We start from the raw sequence: 26,133 nt of genomic DNA, 5'->3' as shown, positions 1-26,133 counted from the left end.
CTCCTAGCGCTTCTTGTTCGTCTTGCGGCGGCGGACGATGTACTTGTTCGAAGCCTTCTTCGGCGAACGAGTACGACCCTCCTTCTGACCCCAGGGGCTGACCGGGTGGCGACCACCGGAGGTCTTGCCCTCACCACCACCGTGGGGGTGGTCAACCGGGTTCATCGCCACACCGCGAACGGTCGGGCGGACGCCCAGCCAGCGCTTGCGGCCGGCCTTACCCCAGTTGATGTTGCTCTGCTCGGCGTTGCCGACCTCGCCGACCGTGGCGCGGCAGCGCTGGTCGACCAGGCGGATCTCACCGGAGGGCATACGAAGGTGGGCCATGGTGCCCTCCTTCGCCAGCAGCTGCACGGAGGCACCGGCGGAGCGGGCGAACTTGGCGCCGCCACCGGGACGGAGCTCGATCGCGTGGATCGTGGTACCGACCGGGATGTTGCGGAGCGCCAGGTTGTTGCCCGGCTTGATGTCGGCCCCGGGACCGTTCTCGACGCGGTCACCCTGCTGCAGGTTGCGCGGGGCGAGGATGTAGCGCTTCTCGCCGTCCGCGTAGTGCAGCAGCGCGATGCGCGCGGTGCGGTTGGGGTCGTACTCGATGTGCGCGACCTTCGCCGGCACGCCGTCCTTGTCGTGACGACGGAAGTCGATCACTCGGTAGGCGCGCTTGTGTCCGCCACCCTGGTGGCGAACGGTCACACGACCGGCGTTGTTACGGCCGCCCTTGCTGTGCAGCGGGCGGACCAGCGACTTCTCCGGCGTGGACCGCGTGACCTCGACGAAGTCGGCGACGCTGGAGCCACGACGGCCCGGCGTAGTCGGCTTGTACTTGCGGATTCCCATTTCTCAGTCCTCGTCCGATATCGGACGATCCGACCCGCTTACGCGGACGGACCGCCGAAGATGTCGATACGGTCGCCCTCGGCAAGGGTCACGATCGCGCGCTTGCTGTCGGCACGCTTGCCGAAGCCGGTGCGGGTCCGCTTGCGCTTGCCCTGGCGGTTGATCGTGTTCACCCCGGTGACCTTGACCGAGAAGACCGCCTGGACGGCCTGCTTGATCTGGGTCTTGTTGGCGCCGGGAGCCACGATGAACGTGTACTTGCCCTCGTCGAGAAGCGCGTAGCTCTTCTCGGACACGACCGGCTTCAGCAGGACGTCACGGTGGTCCGTGAAGGCCTTGCTCGCCGGCGTGACGACGGTGTTCTTGCCCTCGGCCTCGTGGCGGCGCGCCTTGGCGACGCGCGCGACCTTCTTGGCCTTGGCGGCCTTCGAGGCAATGCTCGGGTGACGCGTAGCCATCAGGCTTCGCTCCCTTCGGTGTCAGCGGCCTTGGGGCCAGACACGAAGGACTCGAAAGCGGCCTGGGTGAAGACCACGTCGTCCGAGACGAGAACGTCGTACGTGTTCAGCTGGCCCGGCTCCAGGATGTGCACCTGGGGCAGGTTGCGGGCGGACAGCCACGCGGCCTCGTCGGCACGGTCGATCACGAGCAGCAGGTTCTTGCGCTCGCTGATCTTGCCGAAGAGCGTCTTCGCGGCCTTCGTCGAAGGCGACTCGCCCTCGATGACGCCGGAGACGACGTGGATGCGGTTGTTGCGGGCCCGGTCGGTGAGGGCGTGGCGCAGGGCCGCGGCCTTCATCTTCTTCGGGGTCCGCTGCGAGTAGTCACGCGGCGTGGGGCCGTGGACGACGCCACCGCCGGCGAACTGCGGCGCACGGGTCGAACCCTGACGGGCGCGGCCGGTGCCCTTCTGGCGGTACGGCTTCTTGCCGCCACCACGGACCTCGCCACGACGCTTGACCTTGTGCGTGCCCTGACGGGCGGCGGCCAGCTGCGCGACGACGACCTGGTGAAGCAGCGGGATGCTGATCTTCTCGACGTCGAAGATCTCGGCCGGGAGCTCTACGGTCCCGGCGGTGTCGCCGGAGGGCGACAGAATGTCAATGGTGCTCATAGTCCTCAGGCCCCCTTGGCCGCGGTGCGGACCAGGACGAGGCCGCCGTTCGGACCAGGAACCGCGCCCTTGATGAGCAGCAGGCCCTTCTCCGCGTCAACGGCGTGAACGGTCAGGTTCTGGGTGGTGACCCGCTCGTTGCCCATACGACCCGCCATGCGGAGGCCCTTGAACACGCGGCCCGGGGTGGCGCAGCCACCGATGGAACCGGGAGAGCGGTGCTTGCGCTGGGTGCCGTGACCGGCGCCGAGGCCCTTGAAGTTGTGACGCTTCATGACACCGGCGAAGCCCTTGCCCTTGCTCTTGCCGGTCACGTCTACCTTGATGCCGGCCTCGAACACCTCAGCGGTGATCTCCTGGCCGAGGGTGTACTCGCTGGCGTCAGCGGTACGGATCTCGACGAGGTGGCGGCGGGGAGTGACGTCGGCCTTGGCGAAGTGGCCCTTGAGGGGCTTGTTCACCTTGCGCGGGTCGATCTCGCCGAACGCGATCTGGACGGACTCGTAGCCGTCGACATCGTTCGTACGGACCTGGGTCACGACATTGGGGCCGGCCTTGACGACGGTGACCGGAACAACACGGTTGTTCTCGTCCCACACCTGCGTCATGCCGAGCTTCTCGCCCAGGATGCCCTTGATCTGCTTAGCCATCTTTCAGATCACCGGCCTCAGAGCTTGATCTCGATGTCGACACCGGCCGGGAGGTCGAGTCGCATCAGAGAGTCAACGGTCTTGGGGGTCGGGTCGAGGATGTCGATCAGACGCTTGTGCGTGCGCATCTCGAAGTGCTCGCGAGAGTCCTTGTACTTGTGCGGCGACTTGATGACGCAGTACACGTTCTTCTCAGTGGGCAGCGGCACCGGGCCCGCGACCGACGCACCAGTACGCGTCACCGTCTCGACGATCTTCTTCGCCGAGCTGTCGATGACCTCGTGGTCGTAGGCCTTGAGCCGGATGCGGATCTTCTGTCCCGCCATGGCTACTCGTTAGTCCTGTCTCTCTACAGCTCTGGAACCCGGTGTTCCCTTGACCTTCTCCGACCCACGCGGTCGGGTGTGTCGCACTCTCACTGACACAGATGTCCCTTGTCCGAACATCTTTTGCCTGAGAAAGAAGTTCACCGGGTGCCTGGTCGGCGCCGCACTGACACTTCCCGAAAGATTCCCGTACGTCCGCCCCAGCGCTGCCTTACGGCAGTTGGAACGACGAGTACTGTGGGACTCGCTTCCGGTCCTCCCGGCGGGAGGCGCGCAGCATCAACACTCGACCGAGCAACCCCGCTAGTCTGCCATACGGGGCAGGGGCCTGGCCAATCGAGCCGGAGACCTTACCCCGAGAGTGACGCAGGTCAAACACGAGTCCTCTTCACAGCGGCACACGGGTCACACTACGAGCCTCCGGCGCCCGTACGGACAACAGGCCGCGCCCGCTGGCGAGTCGGGGCGCGGCCTGCCGCTTGCGGAAGTCGGTTCAGCGCACGTCGACGTGGTCCCCGCCGCTGGTCGCGGCGCCCGTCGTGTCGTTGCCCCCGTACGACCAGCGCCAGGTCCCGTCCTTCGAGGCGGTGACCGTCGTCTTCAGAGCTCCGGTGCTGCTCGACGTGACCTTCTTCACCGTGACGAAGGAGCTGGTGCCCGTCTCACGGAACTGCAGGGTGACCGAACGGCCGCCGTAGGCCCCGTACTTCTTGGTCGCCCAGTCCGCGCGGGTGAGCTTGCCGGTGACGGTGATCTTCCTGCCCTTGACGACCGGCTCCGGCGAGGCGTTCACCGTGACCTTCGCCGCCCGCTTGAGCCGGACGGTCAGGGACCGGGTCTCGCGCTCGTGGGCCGCGAGGTTGCCGTTGGCCTTGAACAGGAGCAGGGACACGCCGGTCTTCCAGGTGGTGGCATCACTGTTGGAGTCGACCTCGTCACGGCTCGGGTGGGGGTCGATGTACAGGGACCCCTCGCACTCGGCCTTCTTGTCGCTCTGCTCGTAGCAGGTGTAGCCGCCGGGGCCGATGTAGTGGTCCATGGAACCGGCCAGGTCCTGCGGCAGGGCTCCCCGGTAGAGGAAGGGGAACGCGTCGTACCGGAACGGGTCGCTCGTGCTGTACCCGGACGGCAGGGTGATCTTGAAGGTGATGGACGGCTCGACCGGCTTGGTCGTGCCGACCACGATCGGCTTGCCCTTGTTGATCACGATGTCGGACACCGTGATGCCGGTGTCCTGGGCCTGGGCCGCCGGGGCGTTCAGGAGCGTGAGGGCCAGGGCCCCCGCGAGCGCGATCCCGGTGGCCGCGCGTCTGCCAGTGGTCATGCCACCTCTTTCGTGGTGCGGGACAGAAACCGCGCAGACTATCCCATGACCTGATCATGACGTTCGCTTGGGCTACGGCCAGTCCACCAGCGCCGCGAACACGACGTACACGACCGGCACCAGCGCCGGTGCCGCCAGTGTGAGGCCCGTCCGGCGTGCCGTGTTGCGGCGTTCCCATGGCAGGGCCCATCCGGCGGCCAGCAGGAACAGGGCGGTGCCCAGGCCCCCCAGCAGCACCGGGAAGGCGATGCCGAAGCTCGACTCGAAGCGGTCGGCCTCGGGGGCCGTGCAGGAGTCGCAGGCCATAGCGGAGAGGCCGCCGAAGACGTAGGCGAGCAGACACGCGGGCACGGTGAGGAGTGTCGAGAGCAGCGGGGCGACCCAGGCGCCGTTCGCGCGGTCGTCGTCGAGCGTGAGGTCCGGCATGGGTCCATCACAGCCCCCGAGCGGGTGCGGTCGCATGAGCGTTCGTACTCAGATGGCCGGGCCGTCGTACGGGATTCAGGCGCCGGCGTTCCTGAGGCGTGCGAACGACGTGTCCAGCCCCCGCTTCAGCAGCCGTGCCACCGGCCGCTCCACGAACCGGTGCACCAGCCAGCTCAGCAGCAGGAACCCGGCGATGACGCAGACGACCAGCAGACGGGCTTCCATGGTGTCGCGCAGGCGGTTGATGACCGTCGTACCGGCCGCGTAGTGCGTCAGGTACAGCGGATACGTCAGCGCGCCCGCCGTCACCAGCCACCTCCAGCGGATGCGGTCTGTGGCGCCCAGGGCGATGGCGACCATGGCGAGCAGGAACACGGTGAAGATCGCCACGCTCCCCCGCCAGCCCGACACATGCTCGACCTCGTCGATCCTGATGCCCAGTTCGCGCTGGCCCATCAGCCAGGCCATCGCGAGGATGCCCCACAGCAGCAGGTCCTGCCCGAAGCGGTGCATCAGGTAGAGGGAGAGGCCCGCGATGAAGTACCAGGCGCCCTCCGGGTTGGCGACCAGTTCCAGCAGGGGGAGCTTCGAGATCGGGGCGAGCATGGCCGCGGCGCCCCACACGCAGCAGAAGACGACGACCTTGCGGTAGGTCAGGCCGCTCCGCACGACCACCAGGAAGAGAAGGTAGAAGCGCAGCTCCGACCAGAGGGTCCAGTAGACGCCGTCGACGTTCGTCACGCCCGAACCGGACTGCAGCATCGTGAAGTTGAGGAGTACGTCCCGGGTGCGCAGGCGGTCCCACACGCCGGGCAGGGCGACCAGGACGGCCGTGGTGAAGACGATGGCGAACCAGTACGCCGGGTACAGCCGGATCACCCGTGACGTGAAGAACTGGCGGGGGGTACGGCCCCAGCAGGACATGCAGATCACGAAGCCGCTGATCACGAAGAAGATCTCGACGCCGATCCAGCCGTAGGAGGCGAACCGGAAGACCGTCGGCATGACGTCGGAGACCGGGCGGTCCCAGACGCGGTTGCCCGGCTGGTCGACGCGGCGGGTGCCGGCGTAGTGGTGCACGGCGACCAACAGGGCGGCGAGGAGCCGGATGCCGTCGATGGCGTACAGCCGGCGGCCAGCGCGGTCGCGTACGACGGGGTGCCGGGCGGTGTGCGCGGGCCGGCCCGGCTGGACGGGCACGGTGAGCGGCGGAAGCGGCTGCTGCAGGCCGCTGACGACCCGGCGCGGTATCGGCCTTCTGCTCTCCGCGTCCTGCATCGACACCTGCGTGTCCGTCCGTCCTCGCGAGGGAATCCCGGGCCGGAAGCGGCCACCGGACGCCTCAGGCTACGACCCGCACAACCGCGGTCGCGGGGACGTCAGATGAAGTCCGAGGGAACTCTGTGAAGCGCTGCGGCGAGGTGTGCGGCAACCATGCGAAAGGGCCCGTACGACCGAAGTCGTACGGGCCCCCTCAGAGACCTACCGGGTCAGAGACCCGACCGGGCCAAGATCAGGCAGTGATCTTGGTGACCTGGCCGGCGCCGACCGTCCGGCCACCCTCACGGATGGCGAACTTCAGGCCCTCTTCCATGGCGACGGGCTGGATGAGCTCCACCTTCATCTCGGTGTTGTCACCCGGCATGACCATCTCGGTGCCCTCGGGGAGGGTCACCACGCCGGTCACGTCCGTCGTCCGGAAGTAGAACTGCGGACGGTAGTTGTTGAAGAACGGCGTGTGGCGGCCACCCTCGTCCTTGGACAGGATGTAGGCCTGGGCCTCGAACTGGGTGTGCGGCGTGACCGAACCCGGCTTGATGATGACCTGGCCGCGCTCGACGTCCTCGCGCTTGATGCCACGGAGGAGCAGACCGACGTTCTCGCCCGCCTGACCCTCGTCGAGCAGCTTGCGGAACATCTCGATGCCGGTGACCGTGGTGGTGGTCTTCTCGGTCTTGATGCCGATGATGTCGACGGTCTCGTTGACCTTGAGGACACCACGCTCGATACGACCGGTGACGACGGTGCCACGACCGGTGATCGTGAAGACGTCCTCGATCGGCATCAGGAACGGCTTGTCGACGTCACGCTCGGGCTGCGGGATCGACTCGTCGACGGCCTTCATCAGGTCGAGGACGGTCTGGCCCCACTCCTTGTCGCCCTCAAGGGCCTTGAGCGCCGAGACCTTGACGACCGGAAGGTCGTCGCCCGGGAACTCGTACTCGGAGAGCAGCTCGCGAACCTCGAGCTCGACGAGCTCCAGGATCTCCTCGTCGTCCACCATGTCGGCCTTGTTCAGGGCGACGACGATGTAGGGGACGCCGACCTGGCGGGCCAGGAGCACGTGCTCCTTGGTCTGCGGCATCGGGCCGTCGGTGGCGGCGACCACGAGGATGGCGCCGTCCATCTGCGCCGCACCCGTGATCATGTTCTTGATGTAGTCCGCGTGACCGGGGCAGTCGACGTGGGCGTAGTGACGCGTCTCGGTCTGGTACTCGACGTGCGCGATGGAGATGGTGATACCGCGCTGGCGCTCCTCGGGAGCCTTGTCGATCTGGTCGAAGGCCGAGGCCTCGTTCAGGTCCGGGTACGCGTCGTGCAGCACCTTGGTAATGGCGGCCGTAAGGGTCGTCTTACCGTGGTCGATGTGACCGATGGTGCCGATGTTGACGTGGGGCTTAGTCCGCTCGAACTTCGCCTTCGCCACGGGGTCCTCCTGTGGAGTGGTTCTGAACGCCTTGCTTCATCGGCGCCAGGTGATCTTTGCTGGAAAGCCTCGGCCCGGGGGCACTCCCCCCGCAAATGCGGGTGAATGCCCCTCCGGGCTCCGGAGTCAAGCCTAAAGCGTGCGAACGCGGTGCGTTACTCGCCCTTGGCCTTCGCGATGATCTCCTCGGCGACGTTCCGCGGAACCTCGGCGTAGGAGTCGAACTGCATCGAGTAGCTTGCGCGACCCGACGTCTTGCTGCGGAGGTCTCCGACGTAGCCGAACATCTCCGAGAGGGGCACGAGGCCCTTCACGACGCGGGCACCGGCCCGCTCCTCCATGGCCTGGATCTGACCACGGCGGGAGTTGATGTCGCCGATGACCTCACCCATGTAGTCCTCGGGCGTGGTGACCTCAACGGCCATCATCGGCTCGAGCAGCACGGGGCTTGCCTTGCGCGCGGCCTCCTTGAAGGCCTGCGAGCCGGCGATCTTGAACGCGAGCTCGGAGGAGTCGACCTCGTGGTAGGCGCCGTCGAGAAGCGTGACGCGAACGCCCGTCATCTCGTACCCGGCGAGGATGCCGAACTGCATGGCCTCCTGCGCACCGGCGTCCACCGAAGGGATGTACTCCTTCGGGATACGGCCACCGGTCACCTTGTTCACGAACTCGTACGAGGCGTCGCCGCTCTCGATCGGCTCGATCGCGATCTGCACCTTGGCGAACTGGCCGGTTCCACCAGTCTGCTTCTTGTGCGTGTAGTCGACGCGCTCGACGGCCTTGCGGATCGTCTCACGGTAGGCGACCTGCGGCTTGCCGACGTTGGCCTCGACCTTGAACTCACGGCGCATACGGTCGACCAGCACCTCGAGGTGCAGCTCGCCCATACCACCGATGATGGTCTGGCCGGTCTCCTCGTCCGAGTGGACCTGGAAGGAGGGGTCCTCCTCCGCGAGACGCTGGATGGCGACACCCAGCTTCTCCTGGTCACCCTTGGACTTGGGCTCGATGGCGACCTGGATCACCGGCGCCGGGAAGTCCATGGACTCCAGGATGACCGGGTTCTTGTCGTCGCTCAGCGTCTCACCGGTGGTGGTCTGCTTGAGGCCCATGACGGCGACGATGTCGCCGGCGCCCACCGACTCGATCTCCTCACGCTTGTTCGCGTGCATGCGGTAGATCTTGCCGATGCGCTCCTTCTTGCCCTTGACGGAGTTCAGCACCGCGGAGCCGGACTCCAGGCGACCGGAGTAGATCCGGACGAAGGTGAGCTTGCCCAGGTGCGGGTCGCTCATGATCTTGAACGCCAGCGCGGACAGCGGCTCGTCGTCGGACGGCTTGCGCTTGACGACCAGCTCGGGGTCCTTCACGTCGTGGCCCTCGATGGCCTCGACGTCGAGCGGGGTCGGCAGGTAGCGCACGACCGCGTCGAGCAGGGGCTGGACGCCCTTGTTCTTGAACGCGGTGCCGCAGAACACCGGGGTGACGGTGACGCCGTCGGACTTGCCGGACGCGATGGTGATACGACGGATCGCGGCGTACAGCTGCTCCTCGGTGGGCTCCTGGCCCTCCAGGAACAGCTCCATGATCTCGTCGTCGTTCTCCGCGACGGCCTCGACCAGCTTGCCGCGGTACTCCTCGGCAGCCTCGGTGTGCGTGGCCGGGATGTCGACGACGTCGTACATCTCGCCCTTCGCCGCCTCGGCGGACCACACGAGCGCCTTCATGCGGACCAGGTCCACAACGCCCTTGAAGTCCATCTCGGCGCCGATCGGCAGCTGCATGACGAGCGGGACGGCGCCCAGACGGTCCGAGATCATGTCCACACAGCGGTGGAACTCGGCGCCGGTACGGTCCAGCTTGTTCACGAAGCAGATGCGCGGCACGCCGTAACGGTCGGCCTGACGCCACACCGTCTCGGACTGCGGCTCGACACCCGCGACACCGTCGAACACCGTGACGGCACCGTCGAGGACGCGGAGCGAACGCTCCACCTCGACCGTGAAGTCGACGTGCCCGGGGGTGTCGATGATGTTGATCGTGTAGTCGTCGTCCTCGAGCGGCCAGTGACAGGTGGTGGCAGCAGAGGTGATCGTGATGCCACGCTCCTGCTCCTGCTCCATCCAGTCCATGGTGGCGGCGCCGTCGTGGACCTCACCGATCTTGTAGCTGACGCCGGTGTAGAAGAGGATCCGCTCGGTGGTGGTCGTCTTGCCCGCGTCGATGTGGGCCATGATCCCGATGTTGCGGACCTTGGCCAGGTCAAGTGAAGTGGTAGCCATAAGGCTTCAGTCTTCTCTCGGTCTCGATGGGGTCTGCGACTACCAGCGGTAGTGCGCGAAGGCCTTGTTGGACTCGGCCATCTTGTGGGTGTCCTCGCGCTTCTTGACGGCCGCACCGAGGCCGTTCGAAGCGTCGAGAAGCTCGTTGAGCAGACGCTCGGTCATGGTCTTCTCGCGACGGGCGCGGGAGTAACCGACCAGCCAGCGCAGCGCCAGCGTGTTGGCGCGGCCGGGCTTGACCTCGACCGGCACCTGGTAGGTGGCGCCACCGACACGGCGGGACTTGACCTCAAGCGTGGGCTTGATGTTCTCCAGCGCGCGCTTCAGCGTGATGACCGGGTCGTTGCTGGTCTTCTCGCGCAGGCCCTCCATGGCGCCGTACACGATGCGCTCGGCGGTGGAGCGCTTGCCGTTCAGCAGCACCTTGTTGATCAGGGAGGTGACAAGAGGAGAACCGTAGACCGGGTCGATGATGACCGGGCGCTTCGGGGCGGGGCCCTTACGAGGCATTCTTACTTCTCCTTCTTGGCGCCGTAGCGGCTGCGGGCCTGCTTGCGGTTCTTGACACCCTGGGTGTCGAGCGAACCGCGGATGATCTTGTAGCGAACACCGGGCAGGTCCTTCACACGGCCGCCGCGCACGAGCACGATGGAGTGCTCCTGCAGGTTGTGTCCCTCACCCGGAATGTAAGCAGTGACCTCGATCCCGCTGGTCAGACGCACACGCGCGACCTTACGCAGGGCCGAGTTCGGCTTCTTCGGGGTGGTCGTGAACACGCGCGTGCAGACGCCACGGCGCTGGGGCGAACCCTCGAGCGCGGGCGTCTTGTTCTTCTCGACCTTGTCCTGCCGGCCCTTCCGGACCAGCTGCTGGATCGTAGGCACTACTTCTCCGGTTTCTGTGTGCCGAGTGTGAAGCTAACCTGGAACATCGCCGACCCACGCGGTCGGGTGTGTCGAAGCCGCGGACTCCCGCCGCAAGGCGAAAAGGGCGCAGATTACGGTGGCCGCTTACGACTCCCCCTATGCGGTTGAAGGCACGCACGGGAGCCAGGGCACACCCCAGGCACAAGGTCTGAGCGTACCCAGCTGATTCGCTGCGGTCAAAACAGATGGACGAGCGCAACCTCTCACTGCGGCCGGTGTCAAGCCCCTACGCCGTGGATGATCTTCGATTTCACATGGTGCACACGCACGAGCGGCGTCTTCTCGCGGTGCTCACCCGGAGGCGAGGCCCACCGCGATCAGCAGCGTCATCACGACCGACCACGCGGCGATCGACAGCCAGCCGAACACGAGCCCGGTCAGTGCGAGCCCGTCACCGCCCTCTCCGGTCCGCTCCATCTCCGCCCGCGCCGCGTGTCCGAGGATCACCGCCGGAATCCCGGTGAACCCGAACGTCGGCACGCACAGCAGCCCGCACACCGCGGCCCCGACCGCCTTCCCGTTGGCCCGCGGCCGCGGGGCGGGCAGGAACGTCCGCGGTACGGCCATGACGGGCGCAGACTGCGGCATCGGCCCCAGCGGCAGGTCGGACACCAGCAGCGCCAGCTCTCCGACGGTCCGCGCGCCGTAGGCCCGCTCCACCCGCTTGTCGAACTCGCCCTTCTCCAGCCGCCCCTCGCCGTACCCGGCCCGCAGCACATCGACGGCCCGCTCACGGTCGGCGTGGGAGGCGAGCATGGCGGAGGCGACGGGCTGCGGGGCGGCATACGGGGGCCAGGGACGGGCCACAGGGGCGCCCGCGCCGGACCAGGGACCCGCCACAGGGCCGGCTCTTCCCGGCCCTGACGGCGACTCGTCCTTGCCCTGCCACGGTTGCCATGACGGTTGCGACACAGGAGCACCCCCTGGGCGGTCGAATGCCTCCATGATGCTCCAACGCTGCGATACCGGGACAGGTTCCCGCATCTCCAGCGGGAAACGCCCAACAGCACCGGCCCCTACGACGACCTACGGCGCGTCGGCCACGGCGGCCGATTGTCGCCCGTTTCCCGAACCGCCACTTCAAGTACGTTGACTGGTTGCGGAATCAACGGCGTCCGTGCAGGTGAACGAGGGGGCGGGAGATATGGCCGGGGGGCACACGCACACGTGGGACGACGACGGTTTCGACGACAAGGTGCCGTTTCTCGCCCGTCTGGAGAAGGAGGACCGGGTCGCCCTGCTCGCCATCGGCCGCCCGCTGAACTATCCGGCACGCGGGGTCGTCATGCGCCAGAACGAACCGTCCACCCATGTGCTGCTTCTCCTGCACGGCTGGACCAAGGTCACGGTGAACGCCGTCAACGGCTACGAGGCTCTGCTCGCCCTCCGCGGCCCGGGCGACATAGTCGGCGAGGGCGCCGCCCTCAGCAGGCGGCTGCGCTCGGCGACGGTCACCGCCCTGGAACCGGTCGGCGCGGTGGTCGTGGAGGAGAGCCGTTTCACCGCGTTCCTCTCCGCCAACGCCCGGGTGGCCCTCCAACTGCTGGGCCTCGCCACCGACCGGCAGCGTTCGACGGACCGCCGCAGGCTGGAATGGGCCGCCCTGACCGTGCGTGAGCGGTTGGCCGTCCTGCTGCTCGAACTCGTGCGGACCCACGGCAAGCACACGGACGAGGGCATCGAACTGACCATCGGTCTCAGCCAGCAGGAGTTCGCGGGCTCGGTCGGCTCCTCACGCGAGGCGGTGGCCCGGCTCCTCAAGGACCTCCGCGGCCGCGAGGTCGTCATCACCGATCGCCGCCGCATCGTCGTGCTCCGTCCCGATGTGCTGCGCCGCATCGTCGGGGGGAGCGCCGGCTGACCGTGCGGGAACCCGCTGCCCGTACCGGGGGCCGCCTGCCCGTATGAGGGGCTCCCGGCCGTACGGGCACGGGCGCGCGCTGTCTGTGCACACGGTCACAGTCGCTCCGTGTCATCGTCCCTCCGCCGAACGTCCCGGGGGCGGCCATCGTGCTGGGCACCAGTCCCACTCGCGAGAGGCAGCCATGACCCAGCGCACGACCGACCCCGTGTACCGCACCATCCTGCTGTTCGACATCGAGCGGTTCGGCAGGCGCGACAACGTGGAGCAGGCGTATCTGCGCCGCATGCTCTACGACGTCGTCGACGCCACCCTCCTGGCCGCCGGCGTCGACGAGACCTCCCGGCTGCGCGCCGACCGCGGTGACTCCGTCATGGAGCTCATCGACACCCGGATCTCCGTGTCGGCGCTCACCAAGACCCTGCTGTCCGAGACGCCCGCGCTGCTGCACGGCAAGAACCGGCTGATCGCCGAAAGCACCCGGATGCGCCTGCGCATGGTGCTCTCCGCCGGTTACGTCGCCGTGGACGAGCTCGGCGGCTGGGTCGGCCGGGACCTCAACCACGCCGTACGGCTGCTGGACTCCGACCCGCTGAAGGACGCACTGAAGGCCCGCGGTGACGACTGCGTGCTGTGCGCGTCCGACGCCATCTATCAGGGAGTCGTGTCCGACGGCCCGCTGGGCGTACGCCCGGAGGACTTCCACCGCATCACCCTGGACACGAAGGAGGGCCCCACGGTCGCCTGGCTCCACGGCCCGCCCGCGTCGGATACGACGGACCCGACCGCCGCGACCGGCACCGGCTCCCCCGCACCTGGTGCCCCCTCCTCCCAGCACAACGAGACCCACGTCGGCGGCGACCATTACGGCCCCAGTGGCGGCACCTCCCGCGACCTGAACTACGACTTCGGCTCCGCCCGGCGAGGTGAAGGCCGATGAACCAGGACGACACGGCCGCCGGCCCGGCGGCCCCGACCGACGGAGCCGACCCGGACAAGCAGAAGAAGCAGGACGAGTCCGCCGAACAGGAACAGCAGCGACAGAAGGCCTGGGACGCCCGCCGGAGCCTGATCGACCACGGCCCCGCGTTCGTCATGCCGCTGGCCCGCACCGGCGTCGAGCGCGACCTGTTCGGCATCACCGGCGGCACCGTCAAAGGCGATGTGAACTACCACTTCGGCGCACGGCCGGAGCGTTCGGAACACCTCTCCGGAGAGATCCGCCGGGAGCAGATCGAGGAGTTGTCGTACGTCTTCCACGCCTGCCCGAGCTTCGACGAGGCGCTGGCCCGGCTGCGCACCGACCGAGTGGTGATCCTGGCCGGTGGACGCGACACCGGCCGGCGTTCGGCGGCCCTCATGCTGCTGACCCGGCTGCGGGCCGAGCGGGTTCGCAACCTTGACCCGCCCGCCTCGCTCGCAGCCCTCCTGGAGCAGCTGGCCGACGGGGCCGGATACGTCCTGCTGAACCTGGCCACCAGTCGCAGCCGTCCCCTGCGCGAGCCCCATCTGCTGGGCCTGCGCGAGCGGTTGGAGCATACCGGCGGCTATCTGGTGATCACGGTCGAACCGTCGGCGGCTCTGGAGGACGTCCCGTTCGTGCGCTGGGAACCTCCCGCCGCCGAGGACATGCTGCGCTCCCATGTCGTTCGGCACACCGGGGAGGCCGCGTGGGCCGAGCTGTGCGGGCGCACGCCGATAACGGAGTTCTTGGCGCGGCAGCAGCAACCGGACGGGATCGAGGAGTTCGCGCGGCTGATCGTCGCCTTCCACCGCGACGAGATCGACGAGGAGAAACTCGCCGCCCACGGCGAGCAGGCCGCGACCACCCAGGTCTCCCGCTGGCTCGGCGACGACAACCGCCCGACCCCGCTGCACGAAAAGGCCTTCCTGATCGCCCTCGCCGTGTTCGACAGAGCGCCGTACGCGGTGACCGCCGAACTCGCCGACCTGCTCTACATACGGCTCCAGCGGACGTCCAACCCCCACAAGCCAGCCGAGATCCCGGTTTTCGGCGGCTCGCGTGAGGAACGGCTGCGCCTCGCCCACGCCCGCGGCTACATCGACACCGAGGCCACCGGGTGGGGGCCGCTCGTGGGCCAGTACTTCGCGGCCTTCCGGGACGAGCGCATGGCCCAGCTCCTGCTGAAGGATGTGTGGAACCTCCACCCGTCCGCCCGGCCGGCCCTCGTCGAGTGGATCCAGGAACTCGCCGACGACGGCCGCCCCCTGGTCAGGACCCGGGCGGCCTCGGCCACCGCCCTGCTCGCGACCGCCGACCTGTCCTCGGCCATGGCCCTGCTCATCGAACCCTGGGCGGACGAGGAGGAGTTCAACTCCTGGCTGACGGCGGCCAACGCCCTCACCATGGCCCAGCTCCTGGACGTTCCCGCCGTCTTCCGCATCCTGCACGACTGGTGCACCGGCGACTACGACGGCTTCGAGGGCCGCCGCTGGACGGCCGTGCGCGCCTACGGCCTGCTCGGTCCCGTGCACTACGAACACGCCCTGAACGCCCTGCTGGAGGCCATCCGGGGGCAGCGCAGGCAACAGGACCTGGAGGGCGACGAGGACGAGGCCGAGGCCTACGCGGAGTTCGTGAAGGAGGAGGCCATCCAGTTCGCGGACGCCCTCGAACTGCTGCTCCTCGCGGTACGCCGGCCCGTCCTGAGGGCACTCGCCGAACACCTCACCGGCGACCGCGCGGTCCGTGAGTACGCGCTGCTCGCCTTCCTCCAGGCCTGCGAGCAGTCCGACGAGCACAACGACCGTCCGCTCGTCCTCGACTGGTACGCCCAGGCCGCGGCGGCGATCGATGACACCGACGCCCAGCACCTGATCTCGTTCTGGCAGGAGGCGCTGGCCGACCGGGCCCGCACGACGAAGGCGCTGCGCATCCTGCGCGGCTGGGTGCGGGCCGCCGACCGCGACCCGGAGTCCGAGGCGGCCCTCACCTCGCTGCTCCCCGCTCTCGTCACGACACCCGCCAACCACAGCCGCGTGAGCCACCTGCTGCGAACCGTCCGCGACGCCGACAAGAGCGGCTCCCCGGCAGCCGAACGGCTGCTGGCACGCATCTCCGCTCCCTGAGCCCGAGGAGACCGATCATGGAACACACCGCCCCGCCCCCCGACCTGCCGCGGTCGTCGACACCGGGTGAGCAAACGGAGAACACCGAGCCGAAGTCGCCCCCCGGACAGAGCGTCGGCCGGACCCCGCCACCGGAGGACCAGCTCGACTGGTTCCAGCAGCCCGAGCGCCCCCACAAGGACGCGGACCCCGTCCGCACCGTCTGGCAACTGTCCCGCTTCCGCCTCGGCAGCCGCCGCTTCGCCGGAGACCTCCAGCACGCCCTGGTCCTGGTCACCCGCAAAGGGGCGTACCGAACGTTCATGCCGCCGAAGCGCCCCACGTCCGTATGGGGCTACGTCGCCCTGTACGAGGTGGACACGGACCCGCACGCCTTCCGGCTGACCGAGCCGCTGCCCAGTCAGGTCGACAGCTTCGAGTTCGAGGCCGTCGCCGACATCACCTGGCGGGTCGTCGACCCGGAGCGATTCGTCCGCAGCCAGGAGCGTGATGTGCCCGGCCTCGTCACCCGCCGGCTCCGGCCCGTGCTGCGGGCGGCCGGCCGCGGGCACCCCATCGAGGCGAGCGCGGAGGCGGAAAAAGCCGTGCAGCGGGCGGTGGACGCCTCTCCACAGCTCGCGGCCATGGAGGGGCTGGAGGTCACCTGCTCGGTGCGGTTGCGCCGGGATGCCGTCGAGCGGATCCACCAGAACCGGCTCCGCACCGCCCGGCACGAGGAGGAGGCCGCCCGGCCGGAGCACGAGGCGACACGGCTCCGTGAGCAGTACGCCTCCGAACGGACTGCGGAGAAGCTCACGTTCTACAAGCACCACCTGGACCGGGGTGGCACGGCCGCGGTCGCCCTGCACCTCGCGGTGCACCCGGAGGACACCGCTCTGGTCCTCGACCGGTTGCACACCGAGCAGGCGGAGGCGGTGAAGACCCAGCTGCAGCTGATCGACCGGGCCCTCGACAACAAATGGCTGGAGGGCTACCAGCTCGAGAAACCCACCGACCTCGTCGTCGAACGGATGACCGCGATACTACGGGCGACCGGAACCACCACCGGTACCGAACTACCCCCGCCCTACCCGGAGTTGCCGCTCCAGAAGCGCCTGGACGACGGGCCGTGACCCGGGGTCCGCGCGCCCCGCGGCCTCGGGCCGACGTCCAGCTGCTCGCCGACCTCCGCGGTGAGATCGCCCGCGCGGACGCCAAGGCCACGGTCCTGGTCGGCGTGCTCGGCCTGACCGCAGGGGTGCTGAGCGCACTGGTGATCGACCTCCACTGGAGCCCCGCCCGGCTCCCTCCGGCCGCCGCCCTGCTGTGGTGGTCCGGATCGGCCCTACTGGTCGGCTCGCTCTTCGCACTGCTGCTTGCCGTCACCCCCCGCTACGGCAGGAGCCGCTGGGCCCCGGGCCTCCCGCTCACCTACTTCGGCGACATCCGTCGCGCCGCCCGCGCGGGCCAGCTCGGCTCGGCCCTCGCGGACACCGAACGCGCCCCCGCGCGGGCGCTGCGCGCCGCGCTCACCGAGAACAGCCGCATCGCCGCCCGCAAGCACTTCTGGATCCGGACCGGCCTGATCGCCTTCGGCGGCTCGGCCCTCCTGCTCCCGCTGTCCCTGCTCGTCGCCTGAACCCGTCCCCGTGCGGAAGGAAGCGCCATGTCCCTGTTCTACGACCCCGAGGCGCCCGGCGATCCACCCATGCCGGAGAAACTGCGAAAGCCGGCGGAGCCACAGGATGAGTTGCCGCTCCGCACCGGACGCGTCCACATACCGGCCCGGCAGCGCGGCATGGACCTCACGGCTATCGGCCATCTGGCACTCCATCTTCCCCATGGGCTCGCAAGTACGGCCGTGGTGTTCGCGCTGTCGTGTCTCGTAGGCATCGTGACCGGACTGGCGTGGTGGGTCCCGTTGGGCTGCTGGGCGCTGAGCGGAGTCCTGGTCTTCAGCCGACCCTGCGAACGGCTGCTGGCCCGTTGGCTGCTGCGGCTGCGGTATCCAGCGCCGGAGGAGGAGCGCAAGCTGCGGCCGGTCTGGCGGGAGGTGGCCGGCCGTGCCGGAGTCGACGCCAACGGATACCAGCTATGGGTGGAGGAGAGCGAGGAGATCAATGCCCTGGCGGCGGCCGGTCACATCGTCAGCGTGACCAGCCACTCGCTGGCGACACTCACCCCGGCCCAGCTCGGCGGTGTGCTCGCACATGAACTGGGCCACCACACCCGGGGACACGCCTGGGCGTCGCTGCTCTCGCTCTGGTACGCACTGCCCGCACGGCTGACCCGGCGCCTGGTGCTCTGGCTGGCCTCGCGTGTGGAGCGCCCATCGGGGAGCGCGGCGGTCCTCTCCGCCGTCGTGGCCGGTGTCGTACTCCTCGTGCTGGCGACCGCGACGTACGGTCTGATCTTCCTGCCCCTGGCCACCCCGTACCTGGTGGCCGCGGTCTCCCGACGAGCCGAGCTGCGCGCGGACGAGCATGCCGCGGGCCTCGGTTTCGCCGCGCATCTGCTGGCGGTGCTGCATGCCGAGCACCACCGCCAGCAGACCCGGCGAACCACCCCGGACGCGGTCATGGTGCGGCTGCTGGACTCGCGTCCCGACGTCCACACCCGTATGCACCGTCTCCAGGCCCATCTGGACCGCGGGCGACGCTGAAACGCCGAAGGGCGGCCACCTCAAAGGTGACCGCCCTCCGACTCAAGCAATGCGCCTACTGGTTGTACGGCCCGTAGTCGTAGTCCTCCAGCGGAACAGCCTGGCCGGACCCCGTGCCGAACGGCGAGTAGTCGATGTCGTCGTAGCCGACGGCCGAGTACATCGCGGCCTTGGCCTCCTCGGTCGGCTCGACCCGGATGTTGCGGTAGCGGGACAGACCCGTACCGGCCGGGATGAGCTTACCGATGATGACGTTCTCCTTGAGGCCGATGAGGCTGTCGGACTTGGCGTTGATCGCCGCGTCCGTCAGGACTCGGGTCGTCTCCTGGAAGGAGGCGGCCGACAGCCAGGATTCCGTCGCCAGCGAGGCCTTGGTGATACCCATCAGCTGCGGACGACCGGAGGCCGGGTGACCGCCCTCCTGGACCACACGACGGTTCTCGGTCTCGAACTTCGAGCGCTCGACCAGCTCGCCGGGCAGCAGCTCGGCGTCGCCGGACTCGATGATCGTCACACGGCGCAGCATCTGCCGGATGATGATCTCGATGTGCTTGTCGTGGATCGACACACCCTGCGAGTTGTAGACCTTCTGGACCTCGCCGACCAGGTGGACCTGGACGGCACGCTGACCCAGAATGCGCAGCACGTCGTGCGGGTTGGTGGCACCCACGGTGAGCTTCTGGCCCACCTCGACGTGCTCGCCCTCGCTGACCAGGAGTCGGGCGCGCTTCGAGATCGGGAACGCCGTCTCGTCGCTGCCGTCGTCCGGCGTGATGACGATCTTCTTGGTCTTCTCGGTCTCCTCGATCCGCACGCGGCCCTGGGCCTCGGAGATCGGGGCGACACCCTTCGGGGTACGGGCCTCGAAGAGCTCGACGACACGCGGCAGACCCTGGGTGATGTCGTCACCGGCCACACCACCGGTGTGGAAGGTACGCATCGTCAGCTGGGTACCGGGCTCACCGATGGACTGGGCGGCGATGATGCCGACCGCCTCACCGATGTCGACCAGCTTGCCGGTGGCCAGCGAGCGGCCGTAGCACATGGCGCAGGTGCCGACGGCGGACTCGCAGGTCAGGACCGAGCGGGTCTTGACCTGGGAGACGCCGTGCCTGACGAGCTCGTCGATGAGGACGTCGCCGAGGTCGGTGTTGGCCGGGGCCAGCACCTTGCCGTCGACGGTGATGTCCTCGGCCAGCGCACGTGCGTACACGCTGGTCTCGACGTCGTCCGCCTTGCGCAGCACGCCGTCCGCGCCGACCTCCGCGATGTTGAGCTTGAGGCCGCGGTCGGTGCCGCAGTCCTCCTCGCGGATGATGACGTCCTGCGAGACGTCCACCAGACGACGGGTCAGGTAACCCGAGTCGGCGGTACGCAGGGCGGTGTCCGCCAGACCCTTACGGGCACCGTGCGTGGAGATGAAGTACTCCAGCACGGACAGGCCCTCACGGAAGGACGCCTTGATCGGACGCGGAATCGTCTCGTTCTTGGCGTTCGACACCAGACCACGCATACCGGCGATCTGCCGCATCTGCATCATGTTTCCTCGGGCACCCGAGTCAACCATCATGAAGATGGGGTTCGTCTTGGGGAAGTTCGCGTTCATCGCCTCGGCGACCTCGTTGGTCGCCTTGGTCCAGATCGCGATGAGCTCCTGCGTGCGCTCTTCCTTGGTGATCAGACCGCGCTCGTACTGCTTCTGGACCTTCTCGTCCTGCGCCTCGTAGCCCTTGACGATCTCCTTCTTCGCCTCGGGAACGACGACGTCGGAGATGGCCACGGTGACACCGGAACGGGTCGCCCAGTAGAAGCCCGCCGCCTTCAGGTTGTCGAGCGTCGCCGCCACGATGACCTTGGGGTAGCGCTCGGCCAGGTCGTTGACGATCTCGGAGAGCTGCTTCTTGCCCACCGAGTAGTCGACGAACGGGTAGTCCTCGGGCAGCAGCTCGTTGAAGAGCGCGCGGCCCAGGGTGGTGCGCAGGCGGAACGAGTCACCCTGCTGCCACTCCGGCTCGCCCTCCTCGCGCTCCGGCGGCGTCCAGCCACGCGGCGGGATGGTGCCCACCGGGAAGCGGATGTCGATCGGCGACTGCAGCGCCAGCTCGCCGGCGTCGAACGCCATGATCGCCTCGGCCGTGGAGCCGAACGCGCGGCCCTCGCCCTTGGTGTCACGCAGCTCGCCGTCGGTGGTGAGGAAGAACAGACCGAGGACCATGTCCTGCGTCGGCATCGTCACCGGACGGCCGTCGGCGGGCTTGAGGATGTTGTTCGAGGACAGCATCAGGATGCGGGCCTCGGCCTGCGCCTCCGCGGACAGCGGAAGGTGTACGGCCATCTGGTCGCCGTCGAAGTCCGCGTTGAACGCGGTGCAGACGAGCGGGTGGATCTGGATGGCCTTGCCCTCGACCAGCTGCGGCTCGAAGGCCTGGATGCCGAGGCGGTGCAGGGTGGGAGCACGGTTCAGCAGCACCGGGTGCTCGGCGATGACCTCTTCGAGGACGTCGTACACGACCGTGCGGCCGCGCTCCACCATGCGCTTGGCGCTCTTGATGTTCTGCGCGTGGTTCAGGTCCACCAGGCGCTTCATCACGAACGGCTTGAACAGCTCCAGCGCCATCGCCTTCGGCAGACCGCACTGGTGCAGCTTGAGCTGCGGGCCGACGACGATCACGGAACGCGCGGAGTAGTCCACACGCTTGCCGAGCAGGTTCTGACGGAAACGGCCCTGCTTGCCCTTGAGCATGTCGGACAGCGACTTCAGCGGACGGTTGCCGGGGCCCGTGACCGGGCGACCACGACGGCCGTTGTCGAAGAGCGCGTCGACGGCCTCCTGAAGCATGCGCTTCTCGTTGTTCACGATGATCTCGGGCGCGCCGAGGTCAAGGAGTCGCTTCAGGCGGTTGTTGCGGTTGATCACACGGCGGTACAGGTCGTTCAGGTCGGAGGTCGCGAAGCGGCCACCGTCCAGCTGCACCATCGGGCGAAGGTCCGGCGGGATGACCGGGACGCAGTCGAGGACCATGCCCTTGGGGCTGTTGGAGGTCTGCAGGAACGCAGACACGACCTTCAGCCGCTTCAGCGCACGGGTCTTCTTCTGGCCCTTGCCGGTACGGATGATCTCGCGGAGGCGCTCGGCCTCCTCGTCGAGGTCGAAGGACTCCAGGCGCTTCTGCAGCGCCGCGGCACCCATCGAACCGTCGAAGTACGTGCCGAAGCGGTCACGCAGCTCGCGGTAGAGCAGCTCGTCACCTTCGAGGTCCTGGACCTTGAGGTTCTTGAAGCGGGTCCACACCTCGTCGAGACGGTCGATCTCGCGCTGCGCACGGTCGCGCAGCTGCTTCATCTCGCGCTCGGCACCCTCGCGCACCTTGCGGCGCACGTCGGCCTTGGCACCCTCGGCCTCCAGCTCGGCCAGGTCGCTTTCCAGCTTCTTGGCGCGGGCCTCGAGGTCGGCGTCGCGACGGTTCTCGACCTGCTGACGCTCCACGGAGACGTGCGCCTCCAGGGAGGGCAGGTCACGCGTGCGGCGCTCCTCGTCGACGTACGTGATCATGTACGCCGCGAAGTAGATGACCTTCTCGAGGTCCTTGGGAGCCAGGTCGAGCAGGTAGCCCAGACGCGACGGGACACCCTTGAAGTACCAGATGTGCGTGACGGGGGCGGCCAGTTCGATGTGGCCCATCCGCTCACGGCGCACCTTGGCGCGAGTGACCTCGACGCCGCAGCGCTCACAGATGATGCCCTTGAACCGGACACGCTTGTACTTGCCGCAGTAGCACTCCCAGTCCCGGGTCGGACCGAAGATCTTCTCGCAGAAGAGTCCGTCCTTTTCGGGCTTGAGGGTGCGGTAGTTGATGGTCTCGGGCTTCTTGACCTCGCCGTGGCTCCACTGACGGATGTCGTCAGCGGTGGCCAGACCGATCCGGAGCTCATCGAAGAAGTTGACGTCGAGCACTATGCGTCAATCCCTCTCAGGGTTGTAAGTCTTAGGGGTCTGAAACGGGGGTCCAGGGGCCGGCCGGAGGTCCTCACCAGGTCCTCCGGCCGGACTCCCGTCAGACCTCTTCGACGCTGCTCGGCTCGCGCCGGGACAGGTCGATGCCGAGCTCTTCCGCCGCGCGGAAGACGTCCTCGTCGGTGTCGCGCATCTCGATGGACATGCCGTCCGAGGACAGCACCTCCACGTTGAGGCACAGGGACTGCATCTCCTTGATGAGCACCTTGAAGGACTCGGGGATGCCGGGCTCGGGAATGTTCTCGCCCTTGACGATGGCCTCGTAGACCTTCACGCGGCCGGTGACGTCGTCGGACTTGATGGTCAGCAGCTCCTGGAGGGCGTACGCGGCGCCGTATGCCTCCAGCGCCCACACCTCCATCTCACCGAAGCGCTGGCCACCGAACTGGGCCTTACCACCCAGCGGCTGCTGGGTGATCATCGAGTACGGACCGGTCGAACGGGCGTGCAGCTTGTCGTCGACCAGGTGGTGGAGCTTGAGGATGTACATGTAGCCGACCGAGATCGGCTCCGGGAACGGCTCGCCGGAGCGGCCGTCGAACATCCTCGCCTTACCGGTGGGCTGCACCATGCGCTCACCGTCGCGGTTCGGGATGGTGTGCTGCAGCAGACCCGCGAGCTCGTCCTCACGCGCACCGTCGAAGACGGGGGTGGCGACGTTGGTGCCCGGGTCGACCTGGTCGGCACCGATGACCTGCAGGCGCTTGGCCCAGTCCTCGCCGAGGCCGGAGACGTCCCAGCCGCGGCTGGCGAGCCAGCCGAGGTGGATCTCCAGGACCTGTCCCGGGTTCATTCGGGACGGCACACCCAGCGGGTTGAGGATGATGTCGACCGGGGTCCCGTCCTCGAGGAACGGCATGTCCTCGATGGGCAGGATCTTGGAGATGACACCCTTGTTGCCGTGCCGGCCGGCGAGCTTGTCACCGTCCGTGATCTTGCGCTTCTGCGCCACGTAGACACGAACCAGCTGGTTCACGCCCGGCGGCAGCTCGTCGCCCTCTTCACGGTCGAAGACGCGGACGCCGATGACCTTGCCGATCTCGCCGTGCGGCACCTTCAGCGAGGTGTCACGGACCTCACGGGCCTTCTCACCGAAGATCGCACGGAGCAGGCGCTCCTCCGGCGTCAGCTCGGTCTCACCCTTGGGCGTGACCTTGCCGACGAGGATGTCGCCGGCGACGACCTCGGCACCGATACGGATGATGCCGCGCTCGTCGAGGTCGGCGAGGACCTCCTCGGAGACGTTCGGGATGTCCCGGGTGATCTCCTCGGGGCCGAGCTTGGTGTCACGGGCGTCGACCTCGTGCTCCTCGATGTGGATCGAGGAGAGGACGTCGTCCTGCACGAGGCGCTGCGACAGGATGATCGCGTCCTCGTAGTTGTGACCCTCCCACGGCATGAACGCCACGAGCAGGTTCTTGCCCAGCGCCATCTCGCCGTTCTCGGTGGCCGGACCGTCGGCCAGGACCTGGCCCTCGATGATCCGGTCGCCCTCGTTGACGATGACCTTCTGGTTGACCGAGGTGCCCTGGTTGGAGCGGGCGAACTTGGCCAGGCGGTACGTGATGTACGTGCCGTCGTCGTTGGCGGTGGTGATGTAGTCCGCGGAGACCTCCTGGACCACACCCGCCTTCTCGGCCTTGACCACGTCACCGGCGTCGACGGCGGAGCGGTACTCCATGCCGGTGCCGACGAGCGGGGCCTCGCTCTTGATGAGCGGCACCGCCTGACGCATCATGTTCGCGCCCATGAGGGCACGGTTGGCGTCGTCGTGCTCGAGGAACGGGATCATGGCGGTCGCGACCGACACCATCTGGCGCGGCGAGACGTCCATGTAGTCGACGTCGTCACCGGGGACGTAGTCGACCTCGCCGCCACGACGGCGGACCAGGACACGGTTCTCGGAGAACCGCATGTCGTCGTCGAGCGTGGCGTTGGCCTGCGCGATGACGAAGCGGTCCTCCTCGTCGGCCGTGAGGTAGTCGACCTCGTCGGTGACGATGCCGTCGGTGACCCGGCGGTACGGCGTCTCCACGAAGCCGAACGCGTTGACGCGGCCGTAGGAGGCGAGCGAACCGATCAGACCGATGTTCGGGCCTTCGGGCGTCTCGATCGGGCACATGCGTCCGTAGTGGGACGGGTGCACGTCACGGACCTCGAAGCCGGCCCGCTCACGGGAGAGACCACCCGGGCCAAGAGCCGACAGACGGCGCTTGTGGGTGAGACCCGACAGCGGGTTGTTCTGGTCCATGAACTGCGACAGCTGGCTGGTGCCGAAGAACTCCTTGATGGAGGCGACGACCGGCCGGATGTTGATCAGGGTCTGCGGCGTGATCGCCTCGACGTCCTGGGTCGTCATGCGCTCACGGACGACGCGCTCCATACGAGCCAGACCCGTACGGACCTGGTTCTGGATGAGCTCGCCGACGCTGCGCAGACGACGGTTGCCGAAGTGGTCGATGTCGTCGGTCTCGACGACGATCGAGGTGCCGCTGTCACCGGTGGTCTCGGTCTCGCCCGCGTGCAGCTTCACCAGGTACTTGATCGTCGAGATGATGTCCTCGACGGTCAGGATGCCCGCGTCCAGCGGAGCGTCCGCACCCAGCTTCTTGTTGACCTTGTAGCGGCCGACCTTGGCGAGGTCGTAGCGCTTGGGGTTGAAGTAGAGGTTCTCCAGAAGAGTCTGGGCGGCCTCACGGGTGGGGGGCTCGCCCGGACGCAGCTTGCGGTAGATGTCGAGCAGCGCGTCGTCCTGGCCCTGGGTGTGGTCCTTCTCCAGGGTGGCGCGCATCGACTCGTACTCGCCGAACTCCTCCAGGATCTGCTCGGTGGTCCACCCGAGAGCCTTCAGAAGCACGGTGACGGACTGCTTGCGCTTGCGGTCGATGCGGACACCGACCATGTCGCGCTTGTCGATCTCCATCTCCAGCCAGGCACCCCGGGACGGGATGATCTTGGCCGAGAAGATGTCCTTGTCGGACGTCTTGTCGATGGAGGAGTCGAAGTAGACACCCGGCGAGCGGACCAGCTGGGACACCACGACACGCTCGGTGCCGTTGATGACGAAGGTGCCCTTGCCCGTCATGAGCGGGAAGTCGCCCATGAAGACCGTCTGGGACTTGATCTCGCCGGTCTCGTTGTTGGTGAATTCGGCCGTCACGAAGAGCGGAGCCGCGTACGTGAAGTCGCGCTCCTTGCACTCGTCGATGCTGTTCTTCGGCGGCTCGAAACGGTGGTCGCGGAACGTCAGCGACATCGACCCGGAGAAGTCCTCGATCGGGGAGATCTCCTCGAAGATCTCCTCCAGACCGGACTTGGTGGGGACGTCCTGACCGGACTCAAGAGCCTCCTCGACCCGACTCTGCCAGGCGGAGTTCCCGAGCAGCCAGTCAAAGCTCTCGGTCTGCAGCGCGAGCAGGTTGGGAACCTCGAGAGGCTCCTTGATCTTTGCAAAAGAGATGCGCAGCGGGGCGGTGCTGGCGGCGTTGTTCGTATTCGCGGTCGAGGCAGTGCGCGAGGCGGCCAAGAGGGGGTCCTTCCGAGGGCTCGGACTCACTACGCGCTCCCCGGGCCCTCCTCCGCGGCACAGAGACAGGTCTCTCCGATTTGGCCAAGAGGCCAGGTCGGAGATGTCCGGTCGTCGATGCTGAGGCGAGGGCAGACCCCTGGTGACGGGCAGGGGACAGCTAACAGGCAGCGCAAAGGGTCAGTGTAGCCACTTGGCGCACTGATGTCCAGCCCTGCTTTTCTGCCCGGTCTTCAAAAACTCTCGCTGCCCTCAACGTCCTCTGCATGGTGCCCTCAACGCACGTTGATACTGCCCTCTTCGTCGCCGATCCATGCCTCGGATTCGGACCGTTCTGGCGACGCGTCCTGAGAATTGCGCGCTGCGTGCGGTTCGTCAAGGCCCCCTCTGCCCGAACCTGAGGTT

General features: G+C 67.7%; 21 protein-coding genes. 6 read left to right on the top strand and 15 right to left on the bottom strand.

Annotated features, from left to right (window positions below; all coding sequences use genetic code 11):
* Window positions 1-3: 3 nt before the first annotated feature.
* The 13 genes from rplB to ACGFWE_RS16900 all read right to left on the bottom strand — a co-directional run bounded on the left by rplB (window position 4) and on the right by ACGFWE_RS16900 (window position 11,435).
* Window positions 4-840: a 50S ribosomal protein L2 gene (gene rplB, locus ACGFWE_RS16960; RefSeq protein ID WP_007384068.1), complete on the bottom strand. Its 837-nt coding sequence runs from the start codon at window positions 838-840 to the stop codon at window positions 4-6.
* 38 nt (window positions 841-878) lie between these two features.
* The gene (gene rplW, locus ACGFWE_RS16955) at window positions 879-1,298 is read right to left on the bottom strand and encodes a 50S ribosomal protein L23 (RefSeq protein WP_352389238.1); all 420 of its coding nucleotides are present in this window, start codon (window positions 1,296-1,298) and stop codon (window positions 879-881) included.
* Window positions 1,298-1,954 carry a 50S ribosomal protein L4 gene (gene rplD, locus ACGFWE_RS16950; protein ID WP_057607914.1) on the bottom strand — a complete coding sequence of 219 codons (657 nt, stop codon included), beginning with the start codon at window positions 1,952-1,954 and terminating at the stop codon, window positions 1,298-1,300. The genes rplW and rplD overlap by 1 nt, the downstream gene beginning before the upstream one ends.
* 5 nt (window positions 1,955-1,959) lie before the next feature.
* Window positions 1,960-2,604 (bottom strand): 50S ribosomal protein L3, encoded by a 645-nt coding sequence (rplC, locus tag ACGFWE_RS16945; RefSeq protein WP_020135811.1) that lies wholly within the window; start codon window positions 2,602-2,604, stop codon window positions 1,960-1,962.
* Between the two features lie 17 nt (window positions 2,605-2,621).
* Window positions 2,622-2,930 (bottom strand): 30S ribosomal protein S10, encoded by a 309-nt coding sequence (rpsJ, locus tag ACGFWE_RS16940; protein WP_003948644.1) that lies wholly within the window; start codon window positions 2,928-2,930, stop codon window positions 2,622-2,624.
* 493 nt (window positions 2,931-3,423) lie between these two features.
* Entirely contained in the window at window positions 3,424-4,254 is an 831-nt protein-coding gene (locus ACGFWE_RS16935; protein WP_352389239.1) for a hypothetical protein, read from the bottom strand.
* A gap of 72 nt (window positions 4,255-4,326) precedes the next feature.
* Window positions 4,327-4,680, bottom strand: a complete 354-nt coding sequence (locus tag ACGFWE_RS16930; protein WP_352389240.1) for a hypothetical protein — start codon at window positions 4,678-4,680, stop codon at window positions 4,327-4,329.
* A gap of 75 nt (window positions 4,681-4,755) precedes the next feature.
* Window positions 4,756-5,964: an acyltransferase family protein gene (locus tag ACGFWE_RS16925; RefSeq protein WP_393600334.1), complete on the bottom strand. Its 1,209-nt coding sequence runs from the start codon at window positions 5,962-5,964 to the stop codon at window positions 4,756-4,758.
* Window positions 5,965-6,193: 229 nt separating this feature from the next.
* On the bottom strand, window positions 6,194-7,387 hold the full coding sequence (tuf, locus tag ACGFWE_RS16920; RefSeq protein ID WP_164423757.1) for an elongation factor Tu: 1,194 nt from the start codon (window positions 7,385-7,387) through the stop codon (window positions 6,194-6,196).
* 155 nt (window positions 7,388-7,542) lie between these two features.
* The gene (fusA, locus tag ACGFWE_RS16915) at window positions 7,543-9,669 is read right to left on the bottom strand and encodes an elongation factor G (protein ID WP_352389242.1); all 2,127 of its coding nucleotides are present in this window, start codon (window positions 9,667-9,669) and stop codon (window positions 7,543-7,545) included.
* Between the two features lie 39 nt (window positions 9,670-9,708).
* Complete coding sequence (gene rpsG / locus ACGFWE_RS16910; protein WP_007384059.1) at window positions 9,709-10,179, bottom strand: 30S ribosomal protein S7; 471 nt, start codon at window positions 10,177-10,179, stop codon at window positions 9,709-9,711.
* 2 nt (window positions 10,180-10,181) lie between these two features.
* On the bottom strand, window positions 10,182-10,553 hold the full coding sequence (gene rpsL, locus ACGFWE_RS16905) for a 30S ribosomal protein S12 (protein WP_003948652.1): 372 nt from the start codon (window positions 10,551-10,553) through the stop codon (window positions 10,182-10,184).
* Between the two features lie 333 nt (window positions 10,554-10,886).
* Window positions 10,887-11,435, bottom strand: coding sequence for a DUF1707 and DUF4190 domain-containing protein (locus ACGFWE_RS16900; protein ID WP_352389243.1), 549 nt, complete (start codon window positions 11,433-11,435; stop codon window positions 10,887-10,889).
* A 304-nt stretch (window positions 11,436-11,739) separates the two neighbouring features.
* Between ACGFWE_RS16900 and ACGFWE_RS16895 the strand changes: the two genes are divergently transcribed.
* The 6 genes from ACGFWE_RS16895 (at window position 11,740) to ACGFWE_RS16870 (ending at window position 18,187) form a co-directional block, all read left to right on the top strand.
* Window positions 11,740-12,456, top strand: a complete 717-nt coding sequence (locus tag ACGFWE_RS16895; RefSeq protein ID WP_393600333.1) for a Crp/Fnr family transcriptional regulator — start codon at window positions 11,740-11,742, stop codon at window positions 12,454-12,456.
* 184 nt (window positions 12,457-12,640) lie between these two features.
* The gene (locus ACGFWE_RS16890) at window positions 12,641-13,396 is read left to right on the top strand and encodes a hypothetical protein (protein ID WP_393600332.1); all 756 of its coding nucleotides are present in this window, start codon (window positions 12,641-12,643) and stop codon (window positions 13,394-13,396) included.
* Window positions 13,393-15,546 (top strand): hypothetical protein, encoded by a 2,154-nt coding sequence (locus ACGFWE_RS16885; RefSeq protein WP_393600331.1) that lies wholly within the window; start codon window positions 13,393-13,395, stop codon window positions 15,544-15,546. The genes ACGFWE_RS16890 and ACGFWE_RS16885 overlap by 4 nt, the downstream gene beginning before the upstream one ends.
* Before the next feature lie 17 nt (window positions 15,547-15,563).
* Window positions 15,564-16,658: a hypothetical protein gene (locus tag ACGFWE_RS16880; RefSeq protein WP_393600330.1), complete on the top strand. Its 1,095-nt coding sequence runs from the start codon at window positions 15,564-15,566 to the stop codon at window positions 16,656-16,658.
* Window positions 16,655-17,164: a Pycsar system effector family protein gene (locus tag ACGFWE_RS16875; protein ID WP_393600329.1), complete on the top strand. Its 510-nt coding sequence runs from the start codon at window positions 16,655-16,657 to the stop codon at window positions 17,162-17,164. Before ACGFWE_RS16880 ends, ACGFWE_RS16875 begins: the two co-directional genes overlap by 4 nt.
* 27 nt (window positions 17,165-17,191) lie before the next feature.
* Window positions 17,192-18,187, top strand: a complete 996-nt coding sequence (locus tag ACGFWE_RS16870) for a M48 family metalloprotease (RefSeq protein ID WP_393600328.1) — start codon at window positions 17,192-17,194, stop codon at window positions 18,185-18,187.
* A 55-nt stretch (window positions 18,188-18,242) separates the two neighbouring features.
* On the opposite strand, the gene ACGFWE_RS16865 is transcribed toward ACGFWE_RS16870, so the two are convergent.
* Both ACGFWE_RS16865 and rpoB read right to left on the bottom strand, forming a co-directional pair.
* The gene (locus tag ACGFWE_RS16865) at window positions 18,243-22,142 is read right to left on the bottom strand and encodes a DNA-directed RNA polymerase subunit beta' (protein WP_393600327.1); all 3,900 of its coding nucleotides are present in this window, start codon (window positions 22,140-22,142) and stop codon (window positions 18,243-18,245) included.
* A gap of 100 nt (window positions 22,143-22,242) precedes the next feature.
* Entirely contained in the window at window positions 22,243-25,728 is a 3,486-nt protein-coding gene (gene rpoB, locus ACGFWE_RS16860) for a DNA-directed RNA polymerase subunit beta (protein WP_393600326.1), read from the bottom strand.
* Window positions 25,729-26,133: the final 405 nt, after the last annotated feature.

The sequence above is a fragment of the Streptomyces sp. NPDC048523 genome (assembly GCF_043199815.1).
Taxonomy (GTDB): Bacteria; Actinomycetota; Actinomycetes; order Streptomycetales; family Streptomycetaceae; genus Streptomyces.
This window is presented reverse-complemented; position numbering and strand designations above follow the sequence as displayed.

What these genes read in the sequence shown, in the direction of transcription:
- ACGFWE_RS16930 (WP_352389240.1), bottom strand. Translation starts at nt 4,680, where the DNA reads ATGCCGGACCTCACGCTCGACGACGACCGCGCGAACGGCGCCTGGGTC.
- rplC (WP_020135811.1), bottom strand. Translation starts at nt 2,604, where the DNA reads ATGGCTAAGCAGATCAAGGGCATCCTGGGCGAGAAGCTCGGCATGACG.
- rplW (WP_352389238.1), bottom strand. Translation starts at nt 1,298, where the DNA reads ATGGCTACGCGTCACCCGAGCATTGCCTCGAAGGCCGCCAAGGCCAAG.
- ACGFWE_RS16870 (WP_393600328.1), top strand. Translation starts at nt 17,192, where the DNA reads ATGTCCCTGTTCTACGACCCCGAGGCGCCCGGCGATCCACCCATGCCG.
- rpsJ (WP_003948644.1), bottom strand. Translation starts at nt 2,930, where the DNA reads ATGGCGGGACAGAAGATCCGCATCCGGCTCAAGGCCTACGACCACGAG.
- rplB (WP_007384068.1), bottom strand. Translation starts at nt 840, where the DNA reads ATGGGAATCCGCAAGTACAAGCCGACTACGCCGGGCCGTCGTGGCTCC.
- rplD (WP_057607914.1), bottom strand. Translation starts at nt 1,954, where the DNA reads ATGAGCACCATTGACATTCTGTCGCCCTCCGGCGACACCGCCGGGACC.
- ACGFWE_RS16895 (WP_393600333.1), top strand. Translation starts at nt 11,740, where the DNA reads ATGGCCGGGGGGCACACGCACACGTGGGACGACGACGGTTTCGACGAC.
- ACGFWE_RS16885 (WP_393600331.1), top strand. Translation starts at nt 13,393, where the DNA reads ATGAACCAGGACGACACGGCCGCCGGCCCGGCGGCCCCGACCGACGGA.
- ACGFWE_RS16880 (WP_393600330.1), top strand. Translation starts at nt 15,564, where the DNA reads ATGGAACACACCGCCCCGCCCCCCGACCTGCCGCGGTCGTCGACACCG.
- ACGFWE_RS16935 (WP_352389239.1), bottom strand. Translation starts at nt 4,254, where the DNA reads ATGACCACTGGCAGACGCGCGGCCACCGGGATCGCGCTCGCGGGGGCC.
- fusA (WP_352389242.1), bottom strand. Translation starts at nt 9,669, where the DNA reads ATGGCTACCACTTCACTTGACCTGGCCAAGGTCCGCAACATCGGGATC.
- rpsG (WP_007384059.1), bottom strand. Translation starts at nt 10,179, where the DNA reads ATGCCTCGTAAGGGCCCCGCCCCGAAGCGCCCGGTCATCATCGACCCG.
- ACGFWE_RS16890 (WP_393600332.1), top strand. Translation starts at nt 12,641, where the DNA reads ATGACCCAGCGCACGACCGACCCCGTGTACCGCACCATCCTGCTGTTC.